20 protein-coding genes are annotated in these 23,949 nt (G+C 65.1%); 7 read left to right on the forward strand and 13 right to left on the reverse strand.

Translation table 11 applies throughout. From position 1 onward, the window contains the following. Positions 1–7: 7 nt before the first annotated feature. The 5 genes from IPL75_23460 to IPL75_23480 form a co-directional block, all read right to left on the reverse strand. A complete protein-coding gene (locus IPL75_23460; GenBank protein ID MBK9243150.1) occupies positions 8–667 on the reverse strand; it encodes an ABC transporter ATP-binding protein in 660 nt (219 codons plus the stop codon). Positions 668–1,014: 347 nt separating this feature from the next. Continuing rightward, the gene (locus tag IPL75_23465) at positions 1,015–1,509 is read right to left on the reverse strand and encodes a hypothetical protein (protein MBK9243151.1); all 495 of its coding nucleotides are present in this window, start codon (positions 1,507–1,509) and stop codon (positions 1,015–1,017) included. 120 nt (positions 1,510–1,629) lie between these two features. Beyond that, on the reverse strand, positions 1,630–4,719 hold the full coding sequence (locus IPL75_23470; protein ID MBK9243152.1) for an efflux RND transporter permease subunit: 3,090 nt from the start codon (positions 4,717–4,719) through the stop codon (positions 1,630–1,632). Then, positions 4,719–5,885: an efflux RND transporter periplasmic adaptor subunit gene (locus IPL75_23475; protein ID MBK9243153.1), complete on the reverse strand. Its 1,167-nt coding sequence runs from the start codon at positions 5,883–5,885 to the stop codon at positions 4,719–4,721. The genes IPL75_23470 and IPL75_23475 overlap by 1 nt, the downstream gene beginning before the upstream one ends. Positions 5,886–5,895: 10 nt before the next feature. Continuing rightward, entirely contained in the window at positions 5,896–7,227 is a 1,332-nt protein-coding gene (locus tag IPL75_23480; protein ID MBK9243154.1) for a TolC family protein, read from the reverse strand. 63 nt (positions 7,228–7,290) lie between these two features. Here IPL75_23480 and IPL75_23485 point away from each other — a divergent pair, with 63 nt between their 5' ends. Together IPL75_23485 and IPL75_23490 are read left to right on the forward strand one after the other, a co-directional pair. Beyond that, positions 7,291–7,770 (forward strand): hypothetical protein, encoded by a 480-nt coding sequence (locus IPL75_23485; GenBank protein ID MBK9243155.1) that lies wholly within the window; start codon positions 7,291–7,293, stop codon positions 7,768–7,770. Next, positions 7,767–9,422: a M28 family peptidase gene (locus tag IPL75_23490; GenBank protein MBK9243156.1), complete on the forward strand. Its 1,656-nt coding sequence runs from the start codon at positions 7,767–7,769 to the stop codon at positions 9,420–9,422. Before IPL75_23485 ends, IPL75_23490 begins: the two co-directional genes overlap by 4 nt. Positions 9,423–9,726: 304 nt before the next feature. Here the strand turns inward: IPL75_23490 and IPL75_23495 are convergent, their stop codons facing one another. Further along, positions 9,727–11,172: a CRTAC1 family protein gene (locus IPL75_23495; GenBank protein ID MBK9243157.1), complete on the reverse strand. Its 1,446-nt coding sequence runs from the start codon at positions 11,170–11,172 to the stop codon at positions 9,727–9,729. A gap of 49 nt (positions 11,173–11,221) precedes the next feature. Here IPL75_23495 and IPL75_23500 point away from each other — a divergent pair, with 49 nt between their 5' ends. Beyond that, on the forward strand, positions 11,222–11,527 hold the full coding sequence (locus tag IPL75_23500) for a hypothetical protein (protein MBK9243158.1): 306 nt from the start codon (positions 11,222–11,224) through the stop codon (positions 11,525–11,527). Between the two features lie 109 nt (positions 11,528–11,636). On the opposite strand, the gene IPL75_23505 is transcribed toward IPL75_23500, so the two are convergent. The 4 genes from IPL75_23505 to IPL75_23520 are packed head-to-tail and all read right to left on the reverse strand — an operon-like array spanning position 11,637 to position 15,694. Next, positions 11,637–11,879, reverse strand: a complete 243-nt coding sequence (locus IPL75_23505) for a sarcosine oxidase subunit delta (protein MBK9243159.1) — start codon at positions 11,877–11,879, stop codon at positions 11,637–11,639. Then, positions 11,879–13,090, reverse strand: coding sequence for an FAD-dependent oxidoreductase (locus IPL75_23510; GenBank protein ID MBK9243160.1), 1,212 nt, complete (start codon positions 13,088–13,090; stop codon positions 11,879–11,881). The genes IPL75_23505 and IPL75_23510 overlap by 1 nt, the downstream gene beginning before the upstream one ends. Continuing rightward, positions 13,087–13,464, reverse strand: a complete 378-nt coding sequence (locus tag IPL75_23515) for a hypothetical protein (GenBank protein ID MBK9243161.1) — start codon at positions 13,462–13,464, stop codon at positions 13,087–13,089. The genes IPL75_23510 and IPL75_23515 overlap by 4 nt, the downstream gene beginning before the upstream one ends. Next, positions 13,457–15,694 (reverse strand): (2Fe-2S)-binding protein, encoded by a 2,238-nt coding sequence (locus IPL75_23520; protein ID MBK9243162.1) that lies wholly within the window; start codon positions 15,692–15,694, stop codon positions 13,457–13,459. Before IPL75_23520 ends, IPL75_23515 begins: the two co-directional genes overlap by 8 nt. A gap of 30 nt (positions 15,695–15,724) precedes the next feature. Here IPL75_23520 and IPL75_23525 point away from each other — a divergent pair, with 30 nt between their 5' ends. Both IPL75_23525 and IPL75_23530 read left to right on the forward strand, forming a co-directional pair. After that, positions 15,725–16,978, forward strand: a complete 1,254-nt coding sequence (locus tag IPL75_23525; GenBank protein MBK9243163.1) for an MFS transporter — start codon at positions 15,725–15,727, stop codon at positions 16,976–16,978. Beyond that, a complete protein-coding gene (locus IPL75_23530; protein MBK9243164.1) occupies positions 16,962–17,984 on the forward strand; it encodes a membrane dipeptidase in 1,023 nt (340 codons plus the stop codon). Before IPL75_23525 ends, IPL75_23530 begins: the two co-directional genes overlap by 17 nt. 1 nt (position 17,985) lies before the next feature. On the opposite strand, the gene IPL75_23535 is transcribed toward IPL75_23530, so the two are convergent. Together IPL75_23535 and IPL75_23540 are read right to left on the reverse strand one after the other, a co-directional pair. Continuing rightward, positions 17,986–18,468 (reverse strand): hypothetical protein, encoded by a 483-nt coding sequence (locus IPL75_23535; protein ID MBK9243165.1) that lies wholly within the window; start codon positions 18,466–18,468, stop codon positions 17,986–17,988. An 88-nt stretch (positions 18,469–18,556) separates the two neighbouring features. Continuing rightward, on the reverse strand, positions 18,557–19,747 hold the full coding sequence (locus IPL75_23540; protein ID MBK9243166.1) for a hypothetical protein: 1,191 nt from the start codon (positions 19,745–19,747) through the stop codon (positions 18,557–18,559). Positions 19,748–19,920: 173 nt separating this feature from the next. Here IPL75_23540 and IPL75_23545 point away from each other — a divergent pair, with 173 nt between their 5' ends. Beyond that, a complete protein-coding gene (locus tag IPL75_23545; GenBank protein ID MBK9243167.1) occupies positions 19,921–21,633 on the forward strand; it encodes an NAD-dependent malic enzyme in 1,713 nt (570 codons plus the stop codon). Positions 21,634–21,649: 16 nt separating this feature from the next. Here IPL75_23545 and IPL75_23550 read toward each other — a convergent pair whose 3' ends face one another. Next, positions 21,650–22,408: an enoyl-CoA hydratase/isomerase family protein gene (locus IPL75_23550; GenBank protein ID MBK9243168.1), complete on the reverse strand. Its 759-nt coding sequence runs from the start codon at positions 22,406–22,408 to the stop codon at positions 21,650–21,652. 28 nt (positions 22,409–22,436) lie between these two features. Between IPL75_23550 and IPL75_23555 the strand changes: the two genes are divergently transcribed. After that, positions 22,437–23,900: a S1 RNA-binding domain-containing protein gene (locus tag IPL75_23555; protein ID MBK9243169.1), complete on the forward strand. Its 1,464-nt coding sequence runs from the start codon at positions 22,437–22,439 to the stop codon at positions 23,898–23,900. Positions 23,901–23,949: the final 49 nt, after the last annotated feature.

The raw sequence follows: 23,949 nt of genomic DNA on the forward strand, positions 1-23,949 counted from the left end.
AGGCGGCTCACCACTGCATGTCCTGCACGGCCACCTTGGCCGCGTTGCGTTCCACGCCTGTGACGTGACCGTCTGCGAGCCGCACCACGCGATCCGCCATGCCGGCAATGGCGGCGTTGTGTGTGATCACCACGGTCGCCGTGCCCAGCTCCTTGTTCACCTTTGCGATGGCTTCGAGAACGACGATACCGGTCGTGATGTCGAGGGCGCCGGTGGGCTCGTCGCAGAGGAGGACGTCCGGCTGTTTGGCAATTGCGCGCGCGATGGCGACGCGCTGCTGCTCGCCACCCGACAACTGCGCGGGGAAGTGGTCAAGCCGCGGGCCGAGGCCGACAAGCTCAAGCGCGTGTTCCGGCGTCATCGGATTGGTGGAGATTTCCGTGACCAGTGCCACGTTCTCGCGCGCCGTCAGACTCGGAATGAGGTTGTAGAACTGAAACACGAACCCGACGTGATCGCGTCGGTATTCGGTCAGCGCAGCCTCGCCAGCCACCGTCAGGTCGTGATCGCGGTAGACGACGTGGCCTTCGGTGGGGACGTCGAGACCGCCGAGGATGTTGAGGAGAGTGGATTTACCGCTCCCGGAAGGCCCCAGCAGCACGACGAGTTCACCGGGGTAGAGTTCAAAATCCACCCCGCGCAGGGCGTGAACCACGACATCGCCCATGGGATAGACCTTGGTGAGGCCCCGGGCGATGAAGACGGGCGTTGGCGGGGACGCCGACACCAGTTCAGTGTACTCGGCTTGTCCCCCTTGCAGGTTTACTCACCATGAAGCTCATGAAGATCCATGAAGAGTAATGCGCCTGCCGAGGAAGAGGTCAAAGAAAGGTGTGGGTTGGGGGCCCAGCTTCGCTGGGCCAGCGCGGTCGGATGGAAGTCACGAACGAACGCAGCCGTTTTGCTATTTCTGCGTTCGTTCGTGACTTCCATCCGGCTGTGCCTGCCGCCAAAGGCGGCACCCAACCCCGCCCTTCATGGAACTTCACTCCTTCATGGTGAAATTCCCTGGGCTTAACTGCTCAGGCGCGAGAGGTCGGCGCGCGCTTTTGTGCGGGCGCGGTCCATTTCACGCACGGCGTCCAGGTCGGGCCGTGATGCGCGAATGGCCTCCGACAGCGTCAGGCCTTCCGTCAACACGCGGTGTTTGAGCAGCATGAACGGAATCTCTGTGTTCTTCGAGGCGTACGCCACTGAGATGAACTCCGTCGCGTCACGGAACCCGTCTGACGCCATCCCCACATCCGTCCCCCGATTGAGGATAGAGCTGGCATGTGTCAGTACCGGAGCGTCCGAGACGGTCAGGGTGCTGGCAAGCGCGGCGTTTGCACGCGCCGCACGTTCGGGCGGTCTGGGAGCTGCGACGCCGGGTTCCGATACGTTCAACTGCGCCACTTGTGCCACGTTTTCGGTCTGCGACGAAGTGGTGAAGTGGGGCGCCGTCCACACGCCGAGCGCATACGCGCCGACCAGGCCGAGAGAGAGCGCTGAAGTCTTGAGAATCGTCATTTAGTGCCTCCGACCTGAGACACTGCAAGAATCGTGACGTACTGGTTTTGTGTGAAAAACTGGGCAATAACCGCGATTCTCCCCCGGCCAGTCAAAGACGTACTGCCGACCGAGTCAAATCTACACGCCCGGCTCAGACTGCCTGCCAAAGCGCAGGTAAATGGCCGGAAGCAGGAAGAGATTGAGCACGGTTGAGGTCACGAGGCCGCCCAGGATGACCACCGCCATCGGGTGCTCGATCTCGTGGCCAGACTTGTCCCCACCCATGATGATCGGCACCAGTGCCAGGCCAGTCACAAGGGCGGTCATCAGAATCGGCGCCAGCCGTTCCTCGGCGCCGCGCATCGCGAGTTCCGGCCCGAACGGCACCCCTTCCTCGCGCTCAAGGTGGCGATAGTGACTGACCAGCATGATGCCGTTGCGCGCGGCGATACCGAGTACCGTGACAAACCCGACGAGCGACCCGAGTGACAACACGCCTCCGCTCAGGAACACGCTGGCAACGCCGCCGATCAGCGCGAACGGAATGGTCAGGGCGATGAGCGCCACCATGCGAGCCGACCCGAAGTCCACATGCAGCACAAGCAGAATGCCCAGCAACGACAACGCGCCGAGTGCAAGCAACCGGCGCTGCGATTGTTCGCGCGCGGCATACTCGCCCAAAACCTCGGGGTGATAACCCGTCGCGAAGGGGATCGTCGCCACTGCGGCTTCGATGTCGCGGGCCACGGCGCCGAGATCGCGCCCGCGCACGTTGCTTGTCACGTCGATGCGGCGCGACCCGCCTTCTCGCGTGATTTCGTTCGGTGTCGGCAGGATCGTGACATCGGCCACCGATGACAGCGGCGCGTAGCCGCCGTTGGGCAACTCAATCGGCATACGCCGCAGCGCGAACAAGTCAGATCGCGTTTCGGGCGTGCTCCACACGACCACATCAAACACCTTCTGCTGGTCGTAGACTTCGCCCACCTTCGTGCCCCGCAGCATGGTCGCCACGGTGTTCCGGACATCCGCCGGCGTCACTCCCACCTGCCGCGCTCGATCAGGGCGGTACGCAATCTCCACGTGCGGCACGAGCGTCAACGCCTGTACTTTGACGTCCGCCGCGCCGTTCACGGCGCTAATCGCTTTCCCGACTTCTGCGGCCTTGGTTGCCAGCACATCCAGGTCAGGGCCGAAGATTCGCACCACGATGGTCGCGCTCGCTCCAGTCAACACTTCCTTGATGCGTTCACGCAGGTAGGTCAATAGATCGCGCTGCAAGCCCGGATAGCCGTCCACCACCTCCTGGGCTTTGGCCACTGTGGTCGCGTAGTCCACGGATGGATCGAGACTGATCCAGAGCTCTGTGAAGTTGATGCCGACGACCTCGTCGGCCACTTCTGCCCGGCCCACATGCGCACCGAAGTTCCTGACTCCGGGAATCGCGCGCAGTTCCTTGCTCGCGCGAATGGTGATGCGGTTCATGGCGTCCAGCGACGTGCCGGGCTTTTCGACCCAATGCATCAGGAAGTCGTACTCCTTGAAGTGCGGCAGAAACTCTTCACCCAGCAGGGAATACGCGGCCGCGGTCGTGGTCAGCGAGACCGCCACAATCACCAGCGCCCGCCTTGGCGCCGCCACCAATCCTGGCAGCCATCGGCGATAGTACGACTTGAGCCACGACACCAATGGCGCTTCGCGCTCATGCACCGCCTGCGGCAACAGCAGCAACGACATCGCCGGCGTGATGATCAGCGCCACCAGCAGCGACGCGGCAATGGCCAATACATAGGACATCGCGAGTGGCCTGAAGAACGCGCCCGACAGCCCCTCCAGCATGAACACCGGCAGGAACACGAGCACGACGATCACGCTGCCGTAGACGACGGCGCTGCGCACTTCAAGCGATGCCTCCAGCACCACCGGGAACGCCGGCCGTGGCTGGGCCAGCCCCCGATTAATCCGCAGGCGGCGGACGATGTTTTCCACATCAATGATCGCGTCGTCTACCACTTCGCCCAACGCGATGATGAGGCCCGCGATGACCATCGTGTCGAGCGTGCCGCCCCGGTAGTACAGCACCAGGGCCGCCGTGAGCAGCGACACCGGGATGGCCGTCAGGCTGATGACGGCCGTGCGCCAGTCCCACAGGAACAGCGCCAGCACGATGACAACGAGCACGCAACCGATGAGGAGCGCGCGGTTGAGGTTCGAGAGCGACATCTCGATGAATGTCGCGGGCCTGAAGATCGTGGAATCAACGACGACGCCCGTCAGGCCCGGCTTCAGGGCCTCGAGCGCCGCCTCGACATCGCGTGTGACCTGCAGCGTGTTGCCTTCAGGCTGCTTCTCGACGATGAGGAGGAGGCCGGGACCGTCGTTGATGATGCCGTCGCCGATGGGAGGAGGGAATCCTTCGGTGACTGTGGCCACATCACGAAGTTGCCGTACGCCGCCAGGGCTTCGGCCGGGCGAGCCCGGCCTGGTGGTGATGGCCATCGTGCCCAGATCGGCGGCGTCCTTCACCGACGGCGCGTGTGCGACAGCGAGCCGCTGATTCGGTGTTTCGATAAAGCCGCCGGCTGCGACCGATGTCGCGTCGCCTGTGGACGTCAGCACGTCCTGCAGCGACACGCCGTTGGAGCGGAGGCGATCCGGATCGACCAGGACCTGCAATTGACGATCGCGCTGGCCCCAGATGGCCACATTGGCCACTCCGGGAATCGACATGAGGCGCGGGCGGATCGTCCATTTCGCGAGGGTTGTCAGCTCGACTTGCGAGAGCGTCGCGGAGGACATCCCGATTTTCATCACGCGGCTCAGCGACGAAAGCGGCGACAGGATGACAGGAGGATGGGCGGCCGCAGGCAGTGTGGTGGCGACTCGCGCCAGGCGCTCCTGCACGAGCTGGCGCGCCGGGATGCGGTCGGTGCCCGTCTCGAAGATCAGGACCACCGACGAGAGGCCCAGCACCGACTTCGAGCGCAGCGTCTTCAGGCCCGGCACGCCGTTCATTGCCGCTTCGAGCGGGACGCTGATGAGCGCCTCGACACTGGAACTGGAGAGCCCCGGAGCCTCGGTCTGAATCTCAACCAGGGGTGGCGCGAACTCGGGGAAGACATCAAACGGGGCCTTGCTGGCCGAGTTGATGCCGGCAACGATCAGGAGGATCGAGAGCGCGACTACAGGGATGCGTAGCCGCAGTGCCGCCGAAACCAGCCCGCGCATCATTTGCCGACGCCGAATTCCGTGCCGAAGAGTTCCGCGGCACCGGCGGTGACGACGCGCGTGCCCGGAGCCGGACCGTGGTCGAGCACGGCCATGGTGCCCACCATGTCGATGACCGAGACACGCCTTCGGACAAAGACGTGTTGGCCGCGCGCCTCATAGACCCAGGTGCCGCCGAAGGCGTCGTGCAGCAACGCCGCCTGCGGCACCACCAGACTGCTGGTCGCGCCCGTGAGCGGAAGGCGAACGCTGACGCGTTGGCCGGGCCGAAGAGCCCCGCCGGCATTGGCCAGGCTGAAATGGAGATCGACGGTCGCCGTAGACGCATCGGCGGAGGGCGGCGCCGCAATCGGCCTGGCGACCGAGCCGGCGGCTGTGTCGGCCGCGCCAAGCGTCAAGACATGGGCCACGGCGCCCCGATCGATATTGCCGATGTCGCCGGCGTACAGGGGTACGCGAATCCACACGGTGTCGAGGCGCACAAGGTCGGCGATTGGCGCGCCGGCGGCGACGGTCTGGCCAGGCCCGGCATGGACTGCGCGCAGCAAGCCGTCGTACGCGGCCACAAGCGCGATGGCGCCCGAGGCGTTGACGCCTCCTGACGCGAGGGTGAGCCGGTCGCGAGCGGCCTTGAGCGCGGCGTTGGCGACCGCCAGTTCGGCTTGGGCCTCTTCGGCGGCACGCCGGCTGCCGGCGCCGTCCTGGGCGAGTTTTGTTGCACGCTCGGATTTCCTGGCCGCCATCTCCTGTCGGCCGGTGGCCTCGCCAACCGCGCGCTCCGCCTCGATGCGCGCGTCACGTTCGGTGGCGGCGAACGGCACGAGTCGGAAAATCGTGGTGCCTTTTCGGACCGTGGAACCCACCGACGCGTTGGCGTCCGAGGCCTCAAGCGTGCCCGCGAACGGCGCTGTGATCGTGCTTTCTGCGCCGCCGGCGGCCATCACTTCGCCACCGACCGTACGGGTACGGATGACGCCTTTCTGTTCGACCGCCGCGGTTTCGATGCCGAGCCGCTTTTCGGCGTCGGCCGTGAGCGTGATGGTGGTGAGCGAACTCTCCGTCACTTTGTCCGTGACCTTCGCAGCCGGCACGGCCGTGGCTGCGGGCGGGGTGCTTCGCCCACACGCGACCACGCCCACGGTGAACAACACAGATAGAACAGCCAACACACGTCTCTTAGCGGTCACGAGGTGTCTCCTGAGATGGCGCACCACACGAGCGGCCCAACGCCCGTTCGACGCGAGCTCTGGCGCGTTGCCGGTCGGCCTCGAACTCGCGTTCGCGGAGCCTGGCGTCGGCCAGGCGGCGTGTGTGTTCAAGCACGAAGAGGGTCGAGGTATCACCGGCTTCGAATGCCGCCTGGGCCTCAGCCACGTTGGTCTGCAGCGGCATCGTGATGGTCGTGCGCCAGGTGGCTAGTGACTGCTGAGCCTGGTCAAATTGCGCCGCGGCCTCGCGCAGTTCCAGGGCCACCCGGTGCTGCACCGCGAGGTATGAGGCAGACGCCCGCTGCAGTTCGGCCTCGGCGCGTGCGCGCCCGCCCTGATTCCTGTTGAACAAGGGCAGGCCGAGGTCGAGACCCGGTCCGGCCTCGAAGCCGTCGCGCCCCTCGCCGTTCGCGTCAAGCACGGCCGTCAACGCAAGCACTCGTGATTTTTCCCACCCGAGTTTGGCGGCGGCGGCCTCGATGCCTATTTCAGCGGCCCGCACATCGGGTCGCGCGACCAGCGCTTCTCGCAGAAGATCGGGCGTTGGGCGGCACTCGGCCGTAGGCGCTGAGGCGTCGGCCAGGGACGGGAACACGGCGTCAGCCGGAAGCCCGAGGAGCGCGCGCAACCGTTCGCGGGCAATCGTGACGTCGTGAGCCGCGCGTTCTGCGTCCTGAGTGCCGCGCGCGGCGTCCACTTCCACGGCCCGTGCCTCCAATCGGCTGATGTCTCCGACTGAGAGTCGAGACTGGGTCAAGGTGCCGATGCGCGCAAGGAGCGAGGCCGCCTCTTTCGCCAATTGCTCGCGATCGATCGCGAGGCTCAGGTCGGCATACGCAATCCGTACCGACAGGACGAGGTCCAGGCCTGCCGACACCAGCTTCTCGGCGGCCGCATCACCAGCCAGTCGTGCCGCCGCCACCCGGCGCGGCCGCTGCCACAGCAGCTCCACCGGCCATCGCAAGGTGGCCTCGAGTTGTTTGGGGCCGATGGGAAAGAGCAACGACAGCACCGGGTTGGTCAGCAACCCCGCGTCAAGCAGGTCGGCGCGCGCGAACCCCAGTTCGCTGATGCTGACGTGAAAGGCCGCGTTGTTCCACAACGCCATCGCCACCGCCTCATCCGCAGTCAACCCATCGTCTATCCGGATGTCTCCGGCGGGTACAGTGCCGGTGAGGGTGCGAAGCCTGGTGGTGGAGTCCTGAGGGTCGAGGCGCGCGTGCGAAACGCAGCCGCCCCCGAGCAGGGAAGCCAGCAGCATCGAACAGAGGACCGTTGACGGTCGTTTCGTCGAGCTCATGGCTGGCGAATCATATAGCAGCCACACGTGTGATGCATCGCCGGCGTGATAGCGTTCCTGCCAATGCGTATCGCTGTATTGCTGTTGATTTCGCTCGGAATTCTGCTGCCCGTCAATGCCGAGGCGCAGGACGGCTGGGAGGCCGGCTTCGGGCCCCACCTGATTCGGCGTGAAGATTCATCGAAAGTCCATTTCGGTGGCGGTGTCACCGCCGCCCGTCGATTTGGCAGGTTCGCCGGCGTGGTTGAAGGCGGCGGCACGCGCCGCGAAGGGCACAACGACTGGCGCGCGCTGGCGGGCGTACGCGTGAAGTTCGGCGACACCAGCCGTCGCACGGTCTTCTTCGTGCAGACGATGGGTGGCGTGTTGATTCGATCGCGCGAGTCAGACTGGGCGATACTGCCCGGTCTGGGCGCCGACGTCCGGCTCTCAGAGAAGCGCGCCTTGCGCGTGCAACTCGACGCGCCCATCGAGCGTGCGCAGTCGCGCACGGTCTCAGGTGGTCGCCTGTCCGTGTGGCTTGTGTTTGGGAGGCAGCAATGAAGATGCGAGCAACAGCCCTTTTTGTCTCTGCGATTTCTGTGGCAGCAGTGGCGCAGCAGCGTCCAGCGCCGGCAATCGACACCATCCGTCAGGCCGACATGAAAGCCGACTTGTACTTCCTTGGCTCGGATGCGATGAAAGGCCGGCTGACGAATACACCCGAGAACCGTATCGCGTCCGAGTGGATTAAGTCTCGCTTCGAGCGGCTGGGCCTGGCGCCCGCCATCCCTGGCTACTACCAGGACTACAACCTCATGACCGTCGCGCTTGGGCCAACGAACGCGCTCGAGATCAACGGCACACCCGTGGCACACGGCGCGGGCTACTTCACACAGCGCTTCAGTGCGACTGCCGAAGCCAGCGGGCCGGTGGTGTTTGCCGGCTTCGGCATCACGGCGCGCGACATGGGTTACGACGACTACGCCTCGGACATCGTCAAGGGCGCCTTCGTGCTGGTCGTCGATCACGAGCCTGGTGAGCGCGACCCGGCGAGCCGCTTCGATGGTGTCGTGACATCAGATGTGGGAGGCGCGCTTCGCAAGGCCCAGGCCGCACAGGCGCACGGCGCCATCGGCATCCTCTATGTCAGTGACGTGCACAACCATCCCGGTGGAGGCGCCAACGTCACCGCGGGCGGCGCCTGGCCGGCGCAACCGTCTCGACTCGGCACCTACTCCCTCGAGACGTGGATGAAGAGCATCACCATTCCTGCTGCGCAGATTTCGGCGGAACTCGCGGCGACGCTGGTCAAGGGATCGGGCCGCACACTCGAGGATCTTTCGCGGTCTGCCGACACCGGCAAAGCCATCACGCCCGTCGCCTTGCCCGGCGCACAGGTGCGCCTGACCACCAGCGTCAATCGCACGGCCGTGCCCGACCGCAATGTCCTCGCGATGATTGAAGGCAGCGACCCGCAGCTCAAGAACGAGTGGGTCGTTGTCTCCGCCCACTTCGATCACGACGGCGTGAACGGCACGCAGATCATGAACGGGGCCGACGATGATGGGTCGGGGACGGTGGCGGTGCTGGAGATTGCGGAGGCGTACGTCGCTGCCGCGGCCCAGGGACAACGGCCGAAACGGTCTATCCTCTTCGCGCAGTTCAATTCGGAAGAGCGCGGGCTGCTGGGCGCGTGGGCATACACCGAGACCCCGACGGTACCCCTGGCCAACATTGTTGCCGTGCTGAACATGGACATGATTGGGCGCAACGAGGAGGTGCCGGCGCCGGCGCCTCCCGCCGCGGCCGGTGGCGCCCCGCAAGGCCGGGGCGGCGGTGGAGGCCGGTTCAACGGCCTGGAGCCGCAGACGGCCGAGTCAAACGCCAACGCGCTCAACATCATCGGCGGTGTGCGCAGTCCCGATCTGCGGACGGCGATCAACGCGGCCAACGGGAGCCAGAAACTCGAGATCCGCTATCGGTATGACAACAACGCGTCACAGTTGATGCGCCGCAGCGACCAGTGGCCGTTCATCCAGCACGGCGTACCTGGCGTGTGGGTGTTCACCGGGCTGCATCTGGATTACCACACGCCGCAGGATCGTCCCGAGCGCATCAACTACCCGAAGATGGAGAAGGTTGCGCGCCTCGTGTACCAGACGAGCTGGGATCTCGCGAACGCCGCCTCGCGGCCGAAGTTGCTACCGCGTTAAGTGCTGGTGGTCTTCGGGATCACCATGAAGATCCATGAAGGACCATGAAGGCGCGGCGTTGAGTGCCGCCTTCGGCGGCAAGCACGATCGGAAGGAAGCCACACACGAACGCAGCGATCGCCAAAAACGACCTCTGAGGTAATTACCTCAGAGGTCGTTTTACGTTCCCGCTGTGTTCGTGTGTGGCTTCCTTCCGATCGCGCAGCCCGGCGGAGCCGGGCCCTCAACGCCGCGCTTCTGACGGCCTCATGAATCCTTCATGGAACTCCATGCCCTTCATGGTGAATGCTCTTGAGGCGCGATCTCAGCGTGTGAGAATCGCGCGTCGTTCCCCGGCCTGAACGCCCGTGACACGTGTCACCGCGCGCTTACCAAGTCCCGGCCACGTGACTTCCACGTCCACGCGCAACGCCGTGCCGATTCCGATGTGTACCGGCAGGTCGTTCTGCATGTTGTACCCGGACCCCGAGTCCACCAGGCCCGATCCGATGAGGCGGCGCGACCCTTCGGCGTAGACCCGAACCTCGGCGCCTGCGCGTGTGGCGCGACCGCGTCCGTCAAGCACACGAACACTGATGGACCGCTGGTTCGCGGCCGGCAGCACGTTTCGCAGTATCGCGTGCATGCCGTCGGCCTGCGATCCCGTGAGCGCCAGGTCCACCGCCCCATCGGCGTCCACGTCCGCCCACGATGCCCCGTGGTCGGCCGCAAACGCCTTCACATTCTCGGGCGTCCGATCCTCGTAGGCCTTTCCGGTGTTCATGAAGAGGTGGTCCCGATACTGCACGCCGCCGGTGATGGTCCCGTTCACGTACAGGTCGACCAGGCCGTCGTGGTCCACGTCGGCGAAGGCACACGTGTCGTACCGCGCGTCGATGTCGATGCCCCAGGCGGCCGATCGGTCGTCGAAGCCTCGGCCGTTGCTGAGAAACAGTCCGTTCCTTCCGTAGTTCGCCGCGAACAAATCAAAGCGGCCGTCGTTGTTCACATCAGCAGCACAGGGACGCACCGTGCCGTTGGTGGCGTCCTTGGGTGTTCGTCCGGCCCACGCCACTCCGCGGCGTTCGGCTTCGTCGGTAAACGTTCCTCGGTTGTTGACGAACAAGCCGTTGGCATCGCCGTCCATGTTGCCCACATAGAGGTCCATGTCGCCGTCGGCATCAGCATCAAACCAGATGGCCCCGACGCTCTTGCGCGCATCAGCCACACCAACCTCCGCGGCGACATCGGTGAAGCGCCCGTCGTCATTCCGGTACAACGAGTTCGGCTTGTCTCGAAACGCGATAAAGAGGTCCAGATCGTTGTCGCTGTCAAAATCGATCCACGCCGGTTGCCGCAGTGCGCCGGCCATCACCACCAGCCCGGTCGCTTCGGTCACATCGAAGAACCGTCCGGCGTCATTCCGGTACAACCGCAGGAGCGACTGGGTACCTGGCGTAAACCCGACGAGCAGGTCGGCGTCGCCATCGGCGTCCATATCACCCCAGGCCGCGGCGCGAACGGCACGCGCGTCCGCCACGTTGGCCGTGCGGCCGGCGTCAACAAACGTCCCGTTGTTGTTGCGATACAGGCGATTGGGCGCGCCATTAAACCCCACAAACACATCCGGGTCATCGTCATTGTCATAGTCGGCCCACGCGTTCACAAACGCGCCGGGTGTGGCGAACAGTTCGGGTTGCACGGATTCGAAGCGGGGCGCCTGCTGCGACAGCAGAGCTCCCGCCGCCAGGGATAGAACCAGCAATCGCATGTGAGGCCTCCGGCGCGCATTATGCCACCTCAACGGTTAAGCTTGGGGCATGGCCGATACCGGTGGACTGAAATCTTCGTTCGAGCTGGCAATGGAGCGGCTTCGCAAGAAAGACTCGGATGAAGGCGTCACCAGCCGGCCGATGACCGACGAGCAGAAGGCCGCGATTGCCGAGGTGCGCAGCGTCTATGACGCGAAGATCGCCGAGCAGGACATCTTGCAGCAGTCGGCGATGAATCAGATGCTTGGCGCCGATCCTGAGGCAATCGAGGAAACCAGCCGGCGGTTCAGGCGCGAACGGGAACGCCTCGCCTCCGAGCGCGACACGAAAGTCGAGTCACTCCGGCAGGGGTAGCACCGTCGAGTCTTTCCGAACGTAGCGCGGCCTGAACCTCAAGGCCGCGGGCGTCCGCGCGCTTGAGACCCAGCGCGCGCTACGAAATACGCATCCAAGCCACACTGGTTCACAGCATCTCGTTCGTGCGCGTATCGCGGCGCACGGTGAACCAGCGCCGGCAGCCGAACGAATGGAACCAGCGCTCGGCGACCGGTCCTTCGTGATTGCTGTGCATGAACGCGCGGTCCACATCGCGCGCATCTGGATCGGTCAGCGTGTCGGGCGTGGCCGGGATCTCTCCGTACACAAACTCCTCAACCGCGCGCACACCACACTGCGGACAATGGATGCGAAGCCGATGGTGTGTCATCAGTGCGTCCCCGCCGATCCGCGATCGGCCATCGTCCTGTCCAGCGCAAATCGATCGAGAGAGAAGGGCGCAATCAAATCCGGAGTCCGGCCAGTGGCGATGAGCGCGGCCAGCTGCTCGCCGCCAGCGGGAATGGCCTTGAAGCCCCAGGTGCCCCAGCCTGTCGTGATGAGGAAGCCGTCCACTCCGGTGAGTCCCATGACGGGCGAGTAGTCTGTGCTCATGTCACAGACGCCGGTCCACTGGCGCAGCACCCGGAGATCGCGCAGGAACGGCAGCAGCGTCGTCATGCGAAACGCACAGTGCTGCAGGAACGGATGGCCCGAGTCGTAGGCGTAGCTCGGCGCTCGATCGATTTCTGCGCCGATGAGCATCTCGCCTTTCGCCGTCTGAGAGGCGTATCCGCCGAGGCCAGACGAAGCGACGATCGGGTGGAAGCCCTGCGCGTAGCGGTTCGTGACGAATGCCTGCAGGGGATGCGTGCGGATGGGCAAACGCAACCCGACCATTGAGGCGATGGTCGTGACATGGCCGCCCACCGCAGAAAGCACAATGCCCGCTGCGATGGGGCCATCGGCGGTTTCGACACCCGTGACCCTGCCGCGATCCATCCGGATGCCGGTGACCCCGGTACGCTGAAAGACATCAACACCAAGGCGCATTGCGCCTTCGGCGTACGCCCAGACCACGCGGTCGTGGCGCGCCGTCGAGCCGGCGGGGTGATACGACGCGCCGTACACCGGCCACACACCGCCGCCGGTCAGGTCAATCTGTGGACAGATCTCGCGGATGGCGGCAGGGTCCACGTATTCAGTCGCGGCGCCGCACGCGCTATTGATCGCCGCGCGTGCGCGTTCCTGCCTGATGCCCGCTTCGCTGTGGGCAATCCAGAGCAGGCCTTTTGTACGGTGCATCAACTCGCGATCCGTTTCCCGTTCGAGGTGGGCGTAGAGATCTACGCTGCGCTGATAAAACCGCACAGCTTCAGGAATTCCGTAGTTCGCCCGGATGATCGTCGTGTTGCGACCGGAGTTACCGCCGCCGATGTAACTGCGCTCAAGCACGGCGACGTTGGTGATGCCGTGCCTGGTAGCAAGATAATACGCCGTGGCCAACCCGTGACCGCCGCCGCCGATGATCACCACGTCATAGGCGCGTTTGACCGCCGTCGGCCAGCGCAGGTCGATCGCGCGCTCGACGAACTCGTTCATCGCAGTCGCTCCGCGAGATCAGCCGCGAACGGAGATGCGACAACCATGAGCACCCGGTCCTGCTCAAACCACAGCTTCAGAGGCAAGCCCGCAACCAGGCCCTGAGCAAACGCCGGCCGCGGACGCGGCAACTCCCAGTCACACTCGCGCTCAAGAAAGTCCATCGCCAGGGAGTTGTCCACCCACACCGCCGAGAAGCCCGTTTCGCGCTCAACGATCGCGTGCGGATCATCTACGCCGCCCACAATGACCGGTGCCGTGACCAGCACCTCATCGGGTGCAAGGCGCAACACGAGCGCCCCTTGCGGCCACACCGCCGTGTCGATCGCTGCCGGCGCTGCAACGATGCGCGTGGCGTTTAGGCGCTCAACCACGCGCACGGCGTCCCTCCGGGTCATAAAACGGCGTGGGCACTCGCCGCGCCGGGCGGTCGTCAATGGTGACGTCGGTCGGCAGCGCACCGTCTTTCAGCCTGAGCCAGCCGAGCATGACGGACTTGCCCAGCGTCGGCGACCAGGTCGTGGAGGTGACCACGCCCGCCAGGTCCTCGCCGTCCCAGATCGTCGCGCCTTCGGCAGGTGTCCGAAAACGGACCTCTGAGGTCGTTTCTTTTTCTCCTCTCAGAAAAACAACGACCTCTGAGGTCGTCTTGGCGGCGTCCATCTCAAAGCCGCAGAGTTGGCGGTCGAGCGGCAGACGATTGGTGCGAAGCACGGCCTGCCGGCCGATGAACGCCGGTTTGTCCAGTCGCACGCCCCATTCACAGCCGAGCCTGCGCAGAGACGAATCAAAGTCGGTGTCCTGTCCCACGATGAGGTGGCCCTTTTCGAGGCGAAGCTTCAAGAGCGCCTCAAGCCCGTGGGGACGAATGCCCAGATCCTGGCCGAGCGACAGAAGCGCGCGCCAGAGCCGGACCGAATCCGCAGCGGCGTGGTGCAGTTCGAACGACACCTCGCCGGTGAAGCTGAGGCGATAGATGCGGCAGGGCACCCCGGCCACGTCGGCCTGGCCATGATGGAGGAACGCCGGCGGCGCGCTGACACCGGCTCGGGCGAGCAGTTCCGCAGCTCGTGGTCCAGTCACGTTGATGGCGCCGAGTGAAAACGTCTGGTTCATCACGCGCACATCGACCCCGAGTGATTCGGCCCAGTCGCGCACCCACATTTCCGCGAATGTGGCGCCGCCGCTGGTAAACGTCGCCATGAATCGCGTATCGCTCTCGCGAGCCACCATCCCGTCGTCTATCACGTAGCCACGTTCGTCGAGCATGAAGACGTACCGTGCACGGCCGGGCGCGAGCGATGAAATGGGGACCGGATACAGGTGTTCGAGCAGCGCCAGCGTGCCGGGGCCCGACACCTGCATCTTGCCGAGTGTGCTCACGTCACAGATGGACACGCCATTTCGCACAGCCGCGTACTCGGCCCCGACGTCGCCGTAGTGCCAGGGCCGCCACCAGCCGCCGAGCCGTTCCATGGTGGCGCCCAGGGCAAGATGTTCTTCGTGAAGGGCTGTGCGCGGAGTCGCGGCATGATGCGCGCCGGCCGCCACTTCGCCAATTGTGAGCTGCCGGGTCACTGGACGGGCAGTGAAGGGCGGTTGCAGTGCGGCGCCCTGCGCGGCAAGGAACGCCCGGATGTGCGGGACACACGCAGCGCCCTGGCATGGGCCGGTGCCCGCAAGTGTGGCGCGTTTGACCAACTCCAGTTCGTGGAAGCCGCGCGCGTGCACCGAAGCGAGGTCGGCGACTGTCACACCGGCGCAGGGACAGACGACGCCCTCCTGGGGGCATGGCGGCACGTGCGCTGGAAGGAGCACATCGCCAACACCTCGGACGTTCATGCCGCGGGCCATCCGCAGCAACGCATCCCGAGGCGTGAGGCCAAGGCCGAGCGAGACCGTCTCGCAGGGCCAACGGGTCTCAGCGCCTTCAGCGTCACGCATGACGACCGCGCCCAGTCGCGCAGAGTCCGACGAAGGTTCGAAGCGCACAAGGGTGCCCGAGGCCTGTTCGTACGACACCCCTTCGGGCGGCGTGCCCACAGCCACTACACGCCCGAGCGGGACGCCCGCGGCCGCCAGTTCCGCGGCTGCACGAGCGGTGACAAGGCCGCGCAGGTGATTGCCTGGTACAGCCGGCTGGATTTCCGATGCGCCCGTGGCCACCACGATTTCGCCGCGAGGGTACAGATGCCGCATGCCGCCTTCAGTGCGGGCCACGACCAGCGGCCCGGGATAGATCCCGATCACCTCCTGGCCGTCACGCGCGTCGAGAGTGACGACATGGGCGCCTGTGGCTCGCGCGTCGGTTGCGGCCGCGCGGCCGGCCGGACCCTGGCCGATGACCACGACATCACAGTGCATGGTTCGAGCGGTGGCAGGAGGCCGTTCACCCACACTCTCAAGTGGCGGTAGCTCGCCGTTCGCCGCGTGCGGAGTTACCGCTGCGCCCTCTCTGAACGCGACCTGGCACGTCCGCACGTAGGAAACGCCGTCCACCGTCGCCAGGCAATTGGGGCAGTCACCGGCCAGGCAGAGGCACCCACCGCCAAGGGGCACGCGTGCATCGCGCAGAAGGTGGGTGAGTAGAGAATCCGCTGCCATCTGACCGCCGAATTCTGCCATCATCGGCGCGTGCCAACAACCTCACGCCGCACCATCATGGTGCTTCTCAGTGCTTTCAGCCTGATGGCGTACGTGCTGCGGATGAATATTTCCGTGGCGTCGCCGTTCATGATGACCGAGCTGCAACTGGACAAAGTCCAGATGGGCCGCGTCTTCAGCGCGTTCATGCTCGGCTACGCGTTATTCCAGGTGCCGTGGGGTGTGTCGGGCGACAGGCTTGGGCCAGGTCGTATCCTCGGGTGGGCCGCCATCGCCTGGACCGTGGCGACGGTGCTGACCGGGTTGCTGCCGGGATGGCTGGTGCCTGCGGGCATGGCCTCGCTCGTGATGCTCATCGTGCTGCGCTTCCTGCTCGGCGCCAGCCAGGCCGCCGCGTATCCCGTGGCGGCGCGCGCCATTGTCAGCTGGATGCCGCCCACCAGCCGGGCCACGTCGTTTTCCGCGCTGATCGTTGCGATGGCGTTTGGCTCCGCGTTCACGCCCCCGATGGTGTCGTGGGCCATGGAGAACTTTGGATGGCGCGTGTCGTTCTACGTCTGCGCCCTCCTTGCTCTGGCGCTGACTGTGGCGTGGTATCGGTCGGCCGGGTCCCGCCTGGACACGATTGGTGACGCCGCGGCTGTCGGCACCGGCCCTGCGCAAGCCTGGTGGGCGCCACTGAAAGACCGTCGAGTCTCACTGCTCTCGCTCAGCTACTTCTTCAACAGCTATGTCCTGTTCATGTTCGTCTTCTGGCTGTATCTCTTCCTGGTGGAGCAGCGCCAGATGAGCATCATGTCGAGCGGCTTCTACACCAGCATTCCGTTTGTGCTGGCAATGTTCTTCGCGCCTGCGGCCGGCATCATCTGCGATCGCCTCTCTATCAAGTACGGCCCCACCCTCGGTCGCCGCATCGTCGCCATGACGGCCCTTGTGCATTCGTCGATCTTTCTCGTGCTCGGCGTGGACGTGGCGGATCAGACGCTGGCGGTGGCGGGGCTGTCACTGGCCGTGGCGTTTCTCCTCTGTACGGAAGTGGCGTACTGGTCGGCGTCCATGGACCTGGGCGGCGCGAACAGCGGCACCGTAGGCGGCATCATGAACATGGCCGGCAACCTCGGCGGCGTCGTGTCAACCGCGCTGGTGCCGATTCTGATCAAGCACTGGGGCTGGCCGTTTGCGTTCCAGTCGGCCGCCGCCCTGGGCCTTGTGGCCGCCGCCCTCTGGTTGCTTGTGCGCATGGAAGACGGAAAAGGAGCCGACGCGCGTGCAGTCGCGCATTGACCGCCTTCACGCCCCGGGTCTCATTGACCTGCACTACGACCTGGGGATGGATCTGTACGAGAAGCGCCGGGAACCCGGGGTGCTCGTGCGCGACTATCGCGACGACATGCGCGCCGGCGGCATGGGCCTGGTCGCGGCCGCGATCTACCTCGAGGACCGCTACGTGCCCGAGATGGCGCTTCGCGTGGCTCTGGCTCAGATTGCCCGCATCGTCGCCGAGGCTCAGGATCCTGAGGCCGCTCGCGACTTCGTGGTGTGCCGCAATCTGCGCGACATCGACGCCGCGCGCGAGGCTCACAAGATTGCGCTGGTGATCACCATGGAAGGTGTAGAGCCGCTGGGGACCGACCTCAATCTGCTGCACATCTTTCATCAACTGGGTGTGCGGGTGATTGGGCTCACGCACGTCAGGCGCAACATGGCTGGCGACGGTGGTGTATTTGCGCCGCAGGGCTCATCGCGTCACGGCCTGACGGCTTTTGGTAAGGATGTGGTGCGCGAGTGTGAGGCGTTGCGCATCCTGGTCGATCTGGCGCACATCAACCCTGCGGGGTTTGACGATATCCTGTCGATCGCCACGCGTCCTCTGGCCGTGAGCCACAGCAACGCGCGGAAGTTCTACAACATCGAGCGCAACATGAGCGACGACCAGATTCGCGCCGTCGGCGGAGCAGGCGGGGTCATCGGTGTGAACGCGGTGCTTGTGAGCCCGGCCAAGGAAGAGACAACGATTGACCGGTACATCGATCACGTTGAGCACATCGCAGCACTGGCCGGCGGGGACGCCGTGGCGATCGGCTTTGATTTCTTCGAGCGCATCTTCAACCGGCTCGCGCCCGCCGAACGTGCCGTGCTGGGCCACATTCACTTCGTGCCGGACTTGAACAACCATTCTCACGCGCGCAATGTCACTCGCCGGCTCATCGAACGCGGCTGGCCCGATGCGGATATCGAGAAGTTCCTCTACGGCAACTGGCTGCGGCTTCTCAGAGCGACGCTGGCGTAAATCACTTGTGCTTGTGCACCATCCCGACCATGGCTGAGTAGTAGAAGGGTTTGTAGTGCGGGCTGGTGTCGTTGTGGCACCTCACGCACGTGTCTTCCGTGGTCTTCACCGGCTTCGCGGTGACCGCATCGCCCGTGGTGGCCGCATCCACATGCGCCCGGCCCGGGCCGTGGCACCCTTCGCACTGCACGTTGGGGAACCTTGGCATGGCCCCGTCAGCCGCGATCATCTCGGGCGATCCCGTCACGTGGCACTTGATGCAGGCATTCCCCTCGCGGTTAACCGCCTGAAGCTTGTTGAGCGCCTTGCTGTGTTTGGTCTCAGCCCACGAGCTGAACTGCACCGCGTGGCAGTCTTTGCAGGCGTCTGCGCCGATATACGGCGATTGTGTGGGTGTTTGAGCGGATGGTTGGCGCGCGGCCACGCTGATGACGATGAGCGAGCCGGTGAGCGCCACCATGACCTTGCGAAACAAGCTCGGCATGGGGGCCTCCAACGAAGTCCTACACTTCGAGTCTGCGCCTGCGGCAGGAGCCTGTCAACTTTTCACCATGAAGCTAAAACCCTGCAGGCTAAGAAGTCGAGTCCTCCACCGCATCGGCATTCCTCGCGAAGATCAGCGACGACAGCATGAGCAGCGGCAGCGCGTATTTTTCCCACGGCATGTAACTGAACGGCATCACCACCAGAAACGATCCGACCCCGGCCCACAAAAACACCGTGGTCATCGGCCGTGCCCCGGTGCGCCAGTTACTGAGGGTTCGACGGCCGCAGTACAGCAGGGCGGCGGTGCCCAGCGTGGCCATGGCCGCGAAGAACACCATCGTTCCCCACGCCGGCAGGTAGGACGACAGCGCCCGGTGCAGGAAGCCCACGGTCATCGCCCCTTCGCGCGTCTGCGCGAGCGACGCCTGCACGGGAAACACCAGCACGAACAGGCCCGCCAGGGCGGCGGCGCCCCAGATCGACGCGTTGATCCTGATGGCGATCGGCAACGCCAGCAGAATGAGATAGGCGCCTGGCATCGCGAGGTAGAGCGCGAGCGCATGCAGGTCGAAGCGCAGGCCTTCGGTCAGGTAGGTGTCGCGTACCGCGCTGGCTGGCGCGATATGGCCCCCCCACAACGCGATGAGCGCAATCAGCGGAAGTGTTCCCACCAGAGCTGACATCGTGAACCTCCACGGCCGCACCGACCGCGGCCTCACCAGAAAGTCCGCAATCAACAGCGCCGGTATCAGGAACACCAGGTACTGCCGCGCGGTGGTGGCCACCATCAGGCCCACCGCCGAGAGCCAGGGTCTGCGCGAATCTACGCCGAGCACGACCAGCGCCATACCCAGCAGCGACAACATGTCGGTGAACACAAACACAGACAAGCCGACGAAATACGGGTTCAAGACAATTACGCCCAGCGCAAGAAGCGCCATGGGTGCCGAGCGCACGTGTCGACGAATGGCGAACCACCAGACTGTGGCCGCACCCCACGCAATGAACGGTGACAATAGGCGAAGGGCCGGCGTGGAAAAGCCCGCCACGTGGCCCCAGGCGGAGTAGGTCAGATACGTGAGCGGCGCACTCATCTCGGGGTAGGTTCGCAGCAGGTCCAGCGACACACCCTGCCCAAACAACCGCACGGTCTCGAGGAAATGCCACTCGTCGCCCCACGGGGGGCGCCCCTTGACGAAAACCCATAGCGCCACGAATCCCACAAGCAGGGAAGAGCCGACCAGGACGTTCAAGCGTTGCGGGTGCGATTCGGCCACGTCGAGCACACTTTATACACCGGCGCGCACATCGGAAACGCCGACCACTGCCGAAACTTGCGCATGGGTGTTGAGCATCCGACAGTTCCCGCGCCAGCCAAAGCGGGGTGCCTCAGCCATCCCCACGTGTCCGGGGTGCACACAACGGCATCGACCTTGCTGTACAGAATGGCGTGAAACGGTTCGCGCCCAGGGTTGATCCCGAAACGCGGCAGCGCTACATGGCGGTATACGCCCGTGGCGCGGCGGTGAAGGAGGACCCCCTCCTGAACAAGGGCACGTGTTTCACTCGCGACGAGCGGGAGCAGCTTGGCCTCCTCGGGCTGCTCCCGGCCTCCGTGCAGACCCCGGCCGAGCAATTGAAGCGCGCCTACGACAACTACCTCAAGGCGGGCGACGACGTCCGGAAGTACCTGTTTCTGGCTGCCCTGCAGGATCGCAACGAACACCTCTTTGGACGCCTGATTCTCGACCACATCGAAGAAATGGTGCCCATCATCTACACCCCGACCGTGGGCAAGGCCTGCGAGCAGTACAGCCACATCTATCGCCGCGCGCGCGGCTTGTACGTGACGCAGGCCGAGCGCGGCCGGCTGGTCAGTGTGCTGCAAAACGGCTTTTGTGATGACCCCGGTGTGATCGTCATCACCGACAACGAAGCCATCCTCGGCATCGGCGACCAGGGCGTCGGCGGGATGCCGATTGCCATCGGCAAGCTCGCGCTCTACACCGCCGGAGCCGGCATTCATCCGGCACGGTGCCTTCCGCTGGATCTCGATGTGGGCACCGACAATCCCGCACTCCTCGACGATCCGATCTATCTCGGCGCGCGCCATCGCCGCCTGCGGGGTGAACCGTACTTCGCGCTGCTTGACGAATTGGTAGACGCCATCGCCACGGTGTTCCCACGCGCTCTCGTCCAGTGGGAGGATTTTTCCAACAGGAATGCCTTCCAGGTACTCGACCGCTATCGGACGCGGCTGCTCTCGTTTAATGACGACATTCAGGGCACCGGAGCCGTCGTGGTGGCCGGCATTCGCACCGGGCTCCTCCGCGTGGGACGCCCCCTGACCGACGCCCGCGTGGTGTTTTATGGCGCCGGTGCATCGGGAGCCGGATCGGCACTGGCCGTGCGAGCCGCGATGCGTGCGGCCGGCGTGCCCGCCGCAGACCTGTCACGCCGCGTGTTGTGCCTCGACTCGCAGGGCCTGATCGTGGGTGACCGGCCGGGCCTTGAAGGCGCCAAGCGCGATCTGGCGGCAGACCCTGCGCTCGTGGCTACCTGGCGCAAAAGCACGGACGGCACGCTCCGGCTGGCCGATGTCGTGCGCGAATTTCACCCGCACGCGCTGGTTGGCGTGTCGGGCCAACCCGGAGCGTTCACCGAGGCGATCATCAACGACATGTGGGATTCCTGCCCGCGCCCCATCGTCCTGGCATTGTCGAATCCCACCAGCAAGGTGGAAGTGACGCCGGGTGAAGTGATTCGCTGGACGCGCGGTGCGGCGGTCGTCGGTACCGGCAGCCCGTTTGCCCCGGTGGAGTACGACGGGCAGACGTTCCGCATCGGTCAGGGCAACAACGTGTTCATCTTCCCCGGCGTCGGGCTCGGGGCCACGTCCGTGCAGGCGCGATGGCTGCCCGACGTGGCGTTCTCGGCAGCCGCCGACGCACTGTTTGGCTTCACCGGTGCATCGACCAGGCCCGGAGACGCCATCTACCCGCCGCTCGGGAAGTTGCGCGAGATCTCCCACGCGGTGGCGATCGCCGTCGGCCGGGCGCTGGTCAAAGAAGGCGCCGCGCCTGAAATGAGCGATGCCGACATCGAGCGCCGCGTCACCGCCAACATCTGGTCGCCCGACTATCTGCCGTATCGGCCGGCCTGAGTTCGGGCGATTCCCACTACCGCTTGGCGCGTCGCTCGAGAAATGCGCGCACTCGTGAGAGCACCTCGTCACCCTGCCAGGCGCGGGTGACGTCGGCATCAATGGCCGCCGCGTCACGCACTCGCGCCAGAATGGGCGCCAGCATCGCTCGCTTCGTGATCCCGAAGGTGACGGGTGCAATCGCTGCAAACCGAGTGGCCGCCTCCATCGCGCGTGGCAGCAGGCTGGCTGCGGGCACCACTTCGTTCACCAGACCCATCGCCATCGCCTCGGCCGGCAGCACGGTGCGCGCGCTGTAGACCAGGTCCCGGCCGTCGCGTTCAGTCACGCGGGCGCGCACAATTTCCAACGGCAGCATCGGAAACGGCACGCCCACCGCCAGTTCCGTGACACCCACCCGCCCCTGGCCGTCGGCCATCACCACGTAATCACAACACGCCGCGATGATGCAGCCGCCGGCCAGTGCATGCCCATTCAGCGCGGCCACCATCGGTTTCGGGAACGTGAGCAGCGTGTGAAACAACGTGTCCATCGCCGGCAGAAATTGCTTCACGTACTCTGGGCCCCCCTCCGAGAGCCGCACCAGATCCACACCGGCACAAAACGAATTGCCGGCGCCGGTCAGCACCACGGCCTGACACGAATCAGCTGCCAGTACGGCCAGTTGCTTCGTTAGCGCGTCGCACAGTGGCAGGTCCATCGCATTGACCTTGCCGTGTTCCAGCCGCAGGACGGCCACACCCTCTTCCCGCTCACACGAAAACATCATGCCCATGGCTGATAGCATAGGAGAGGAGTGTGTTGTGAGCGAGACTGAGGAAGATTTTGCCGCGTTGTTCGAGGCGTCCACCAAAACGAAGCGCTTCAGGAATGGCCAGACCATAGAGGGCACCATCGTGGCGATCGGCGCTGAGGTGGCGTTTGTCAACGTGGGGGGCAAGGGCGAAGCCACCATCGAACTCAACGAGCTGAAGGATGACGAGGGCGATATCGAGGTAGCGGTGGGCGACCGCATTCAGGCCACCGTGGTGTCGAACGTCGGCGAGCTCAAACTTTCGCGGAAGATGGCGCTTGGCGCCGCAAGCGCGGGTCAGCTTGAAGAGGCGTTCCGCGCGGGCCTGCCCGTTGAGGGCAAAGTGGGTGCGGCGGTGAAGGGCGGCGTCGAAGTGACGATTGCACGCCAGCGCGCCTTCTGTCCCATCTCGCAGCTCGACACCATTCGCACCGAGGACGCGTCCGTCCACGAAGGTCGCGTGTATGCATTCCGGATCATCGAGTACCGCGACGGCGGCCAGAAGTTTGTTGTCTCACGACGTGCGGTGCTCGAACAGGATCAGGCCGCGCGCGCGGTGGAACTCCGGAAGTCCATTGCGGTGGGCGACGTCAGGACCGGCCGTGTGGTGTCGGTGCGCGATTTTGGTGCGTTCGTCGATCTCGGCGCCGGCGTGCAGGGCCTGCTTCACGTCTCCGAGATGGCGTGGGCCCGGGTGTCGGACACGGCGTCGGTGGTGACGCCCGGCGAAGAGATCACCGTCAAGGTGCTGCGGATAGACGACGCGACGCAGCAGATTGCGTTGGGCCTGAAACAGCTCAGCGCGGATCCGTGGTCGATGGTCGCGTCGAACTATGAAGTGGGACAAGTGCTGACCGGCCGCGTGACTCGGGTGGCCGACTTCGGCGCGTTCGTGGAACTGGAGCCGGGCGTGGAAGGGTTGGCGCACATGTCCACGTTTGCGCCCATGCGCGGGTCCGGCGGGTGGGCGAAGTCAATCACGCCCGGTGCGACGGTGTCGATCGAGATTCTGGGGATCGACCTCGAGAAGAAGCGCATCGGCGTGGCGATGGTCGAGGAAGGGTCGGCGAAGATCGGCGCCGGCGGCGTGGCTCCGGCAAGCGGCACTGCCGCTGCGTCGCGTACCGGGATTGTGCAGGGCGCGCGCCTGACCGGCAAGGTCGAGCGTCACGAGTCATTCGGCGTTTTCGTGTTTCTCGCCCCTGGTCGGACCGGCCTCATGCCCTTCAGCGAGACGGGCCTGGACAAAGGCGCGGACGTGAAGAAGGCGCTTCCTGTGGGCGCTGATGTCGAAGTGATCGTCCTCGAGGCCGACGCGTCTGGCCGACGGATTCGCGTGAGCCACAAGGCGGTTGGTGCCGCTGAGGAAGCGGCGGAAATGCGCGAGTACACCGAACGTGTCGAGGTGGCGCAGACAGAGAGCTTTGGATCGCTCGCCGACAAACTGCGCGGCGCTCTGACAACGCGAAAGTAGCCAAAACGACCTCTGAGGTAAAAACGACCTCTGAGGTAATTACCGGTAG

The organism is Acidobacteriota bacterium (assembly GCA_016716905.1).
In the GTDB taxonomy this organism is placed as follows: domain Bacteria; phylum Acidobacteriota; class Vicinamibacteria; order Vicinamibacterales; family SCN-69-37; genus SYFT01.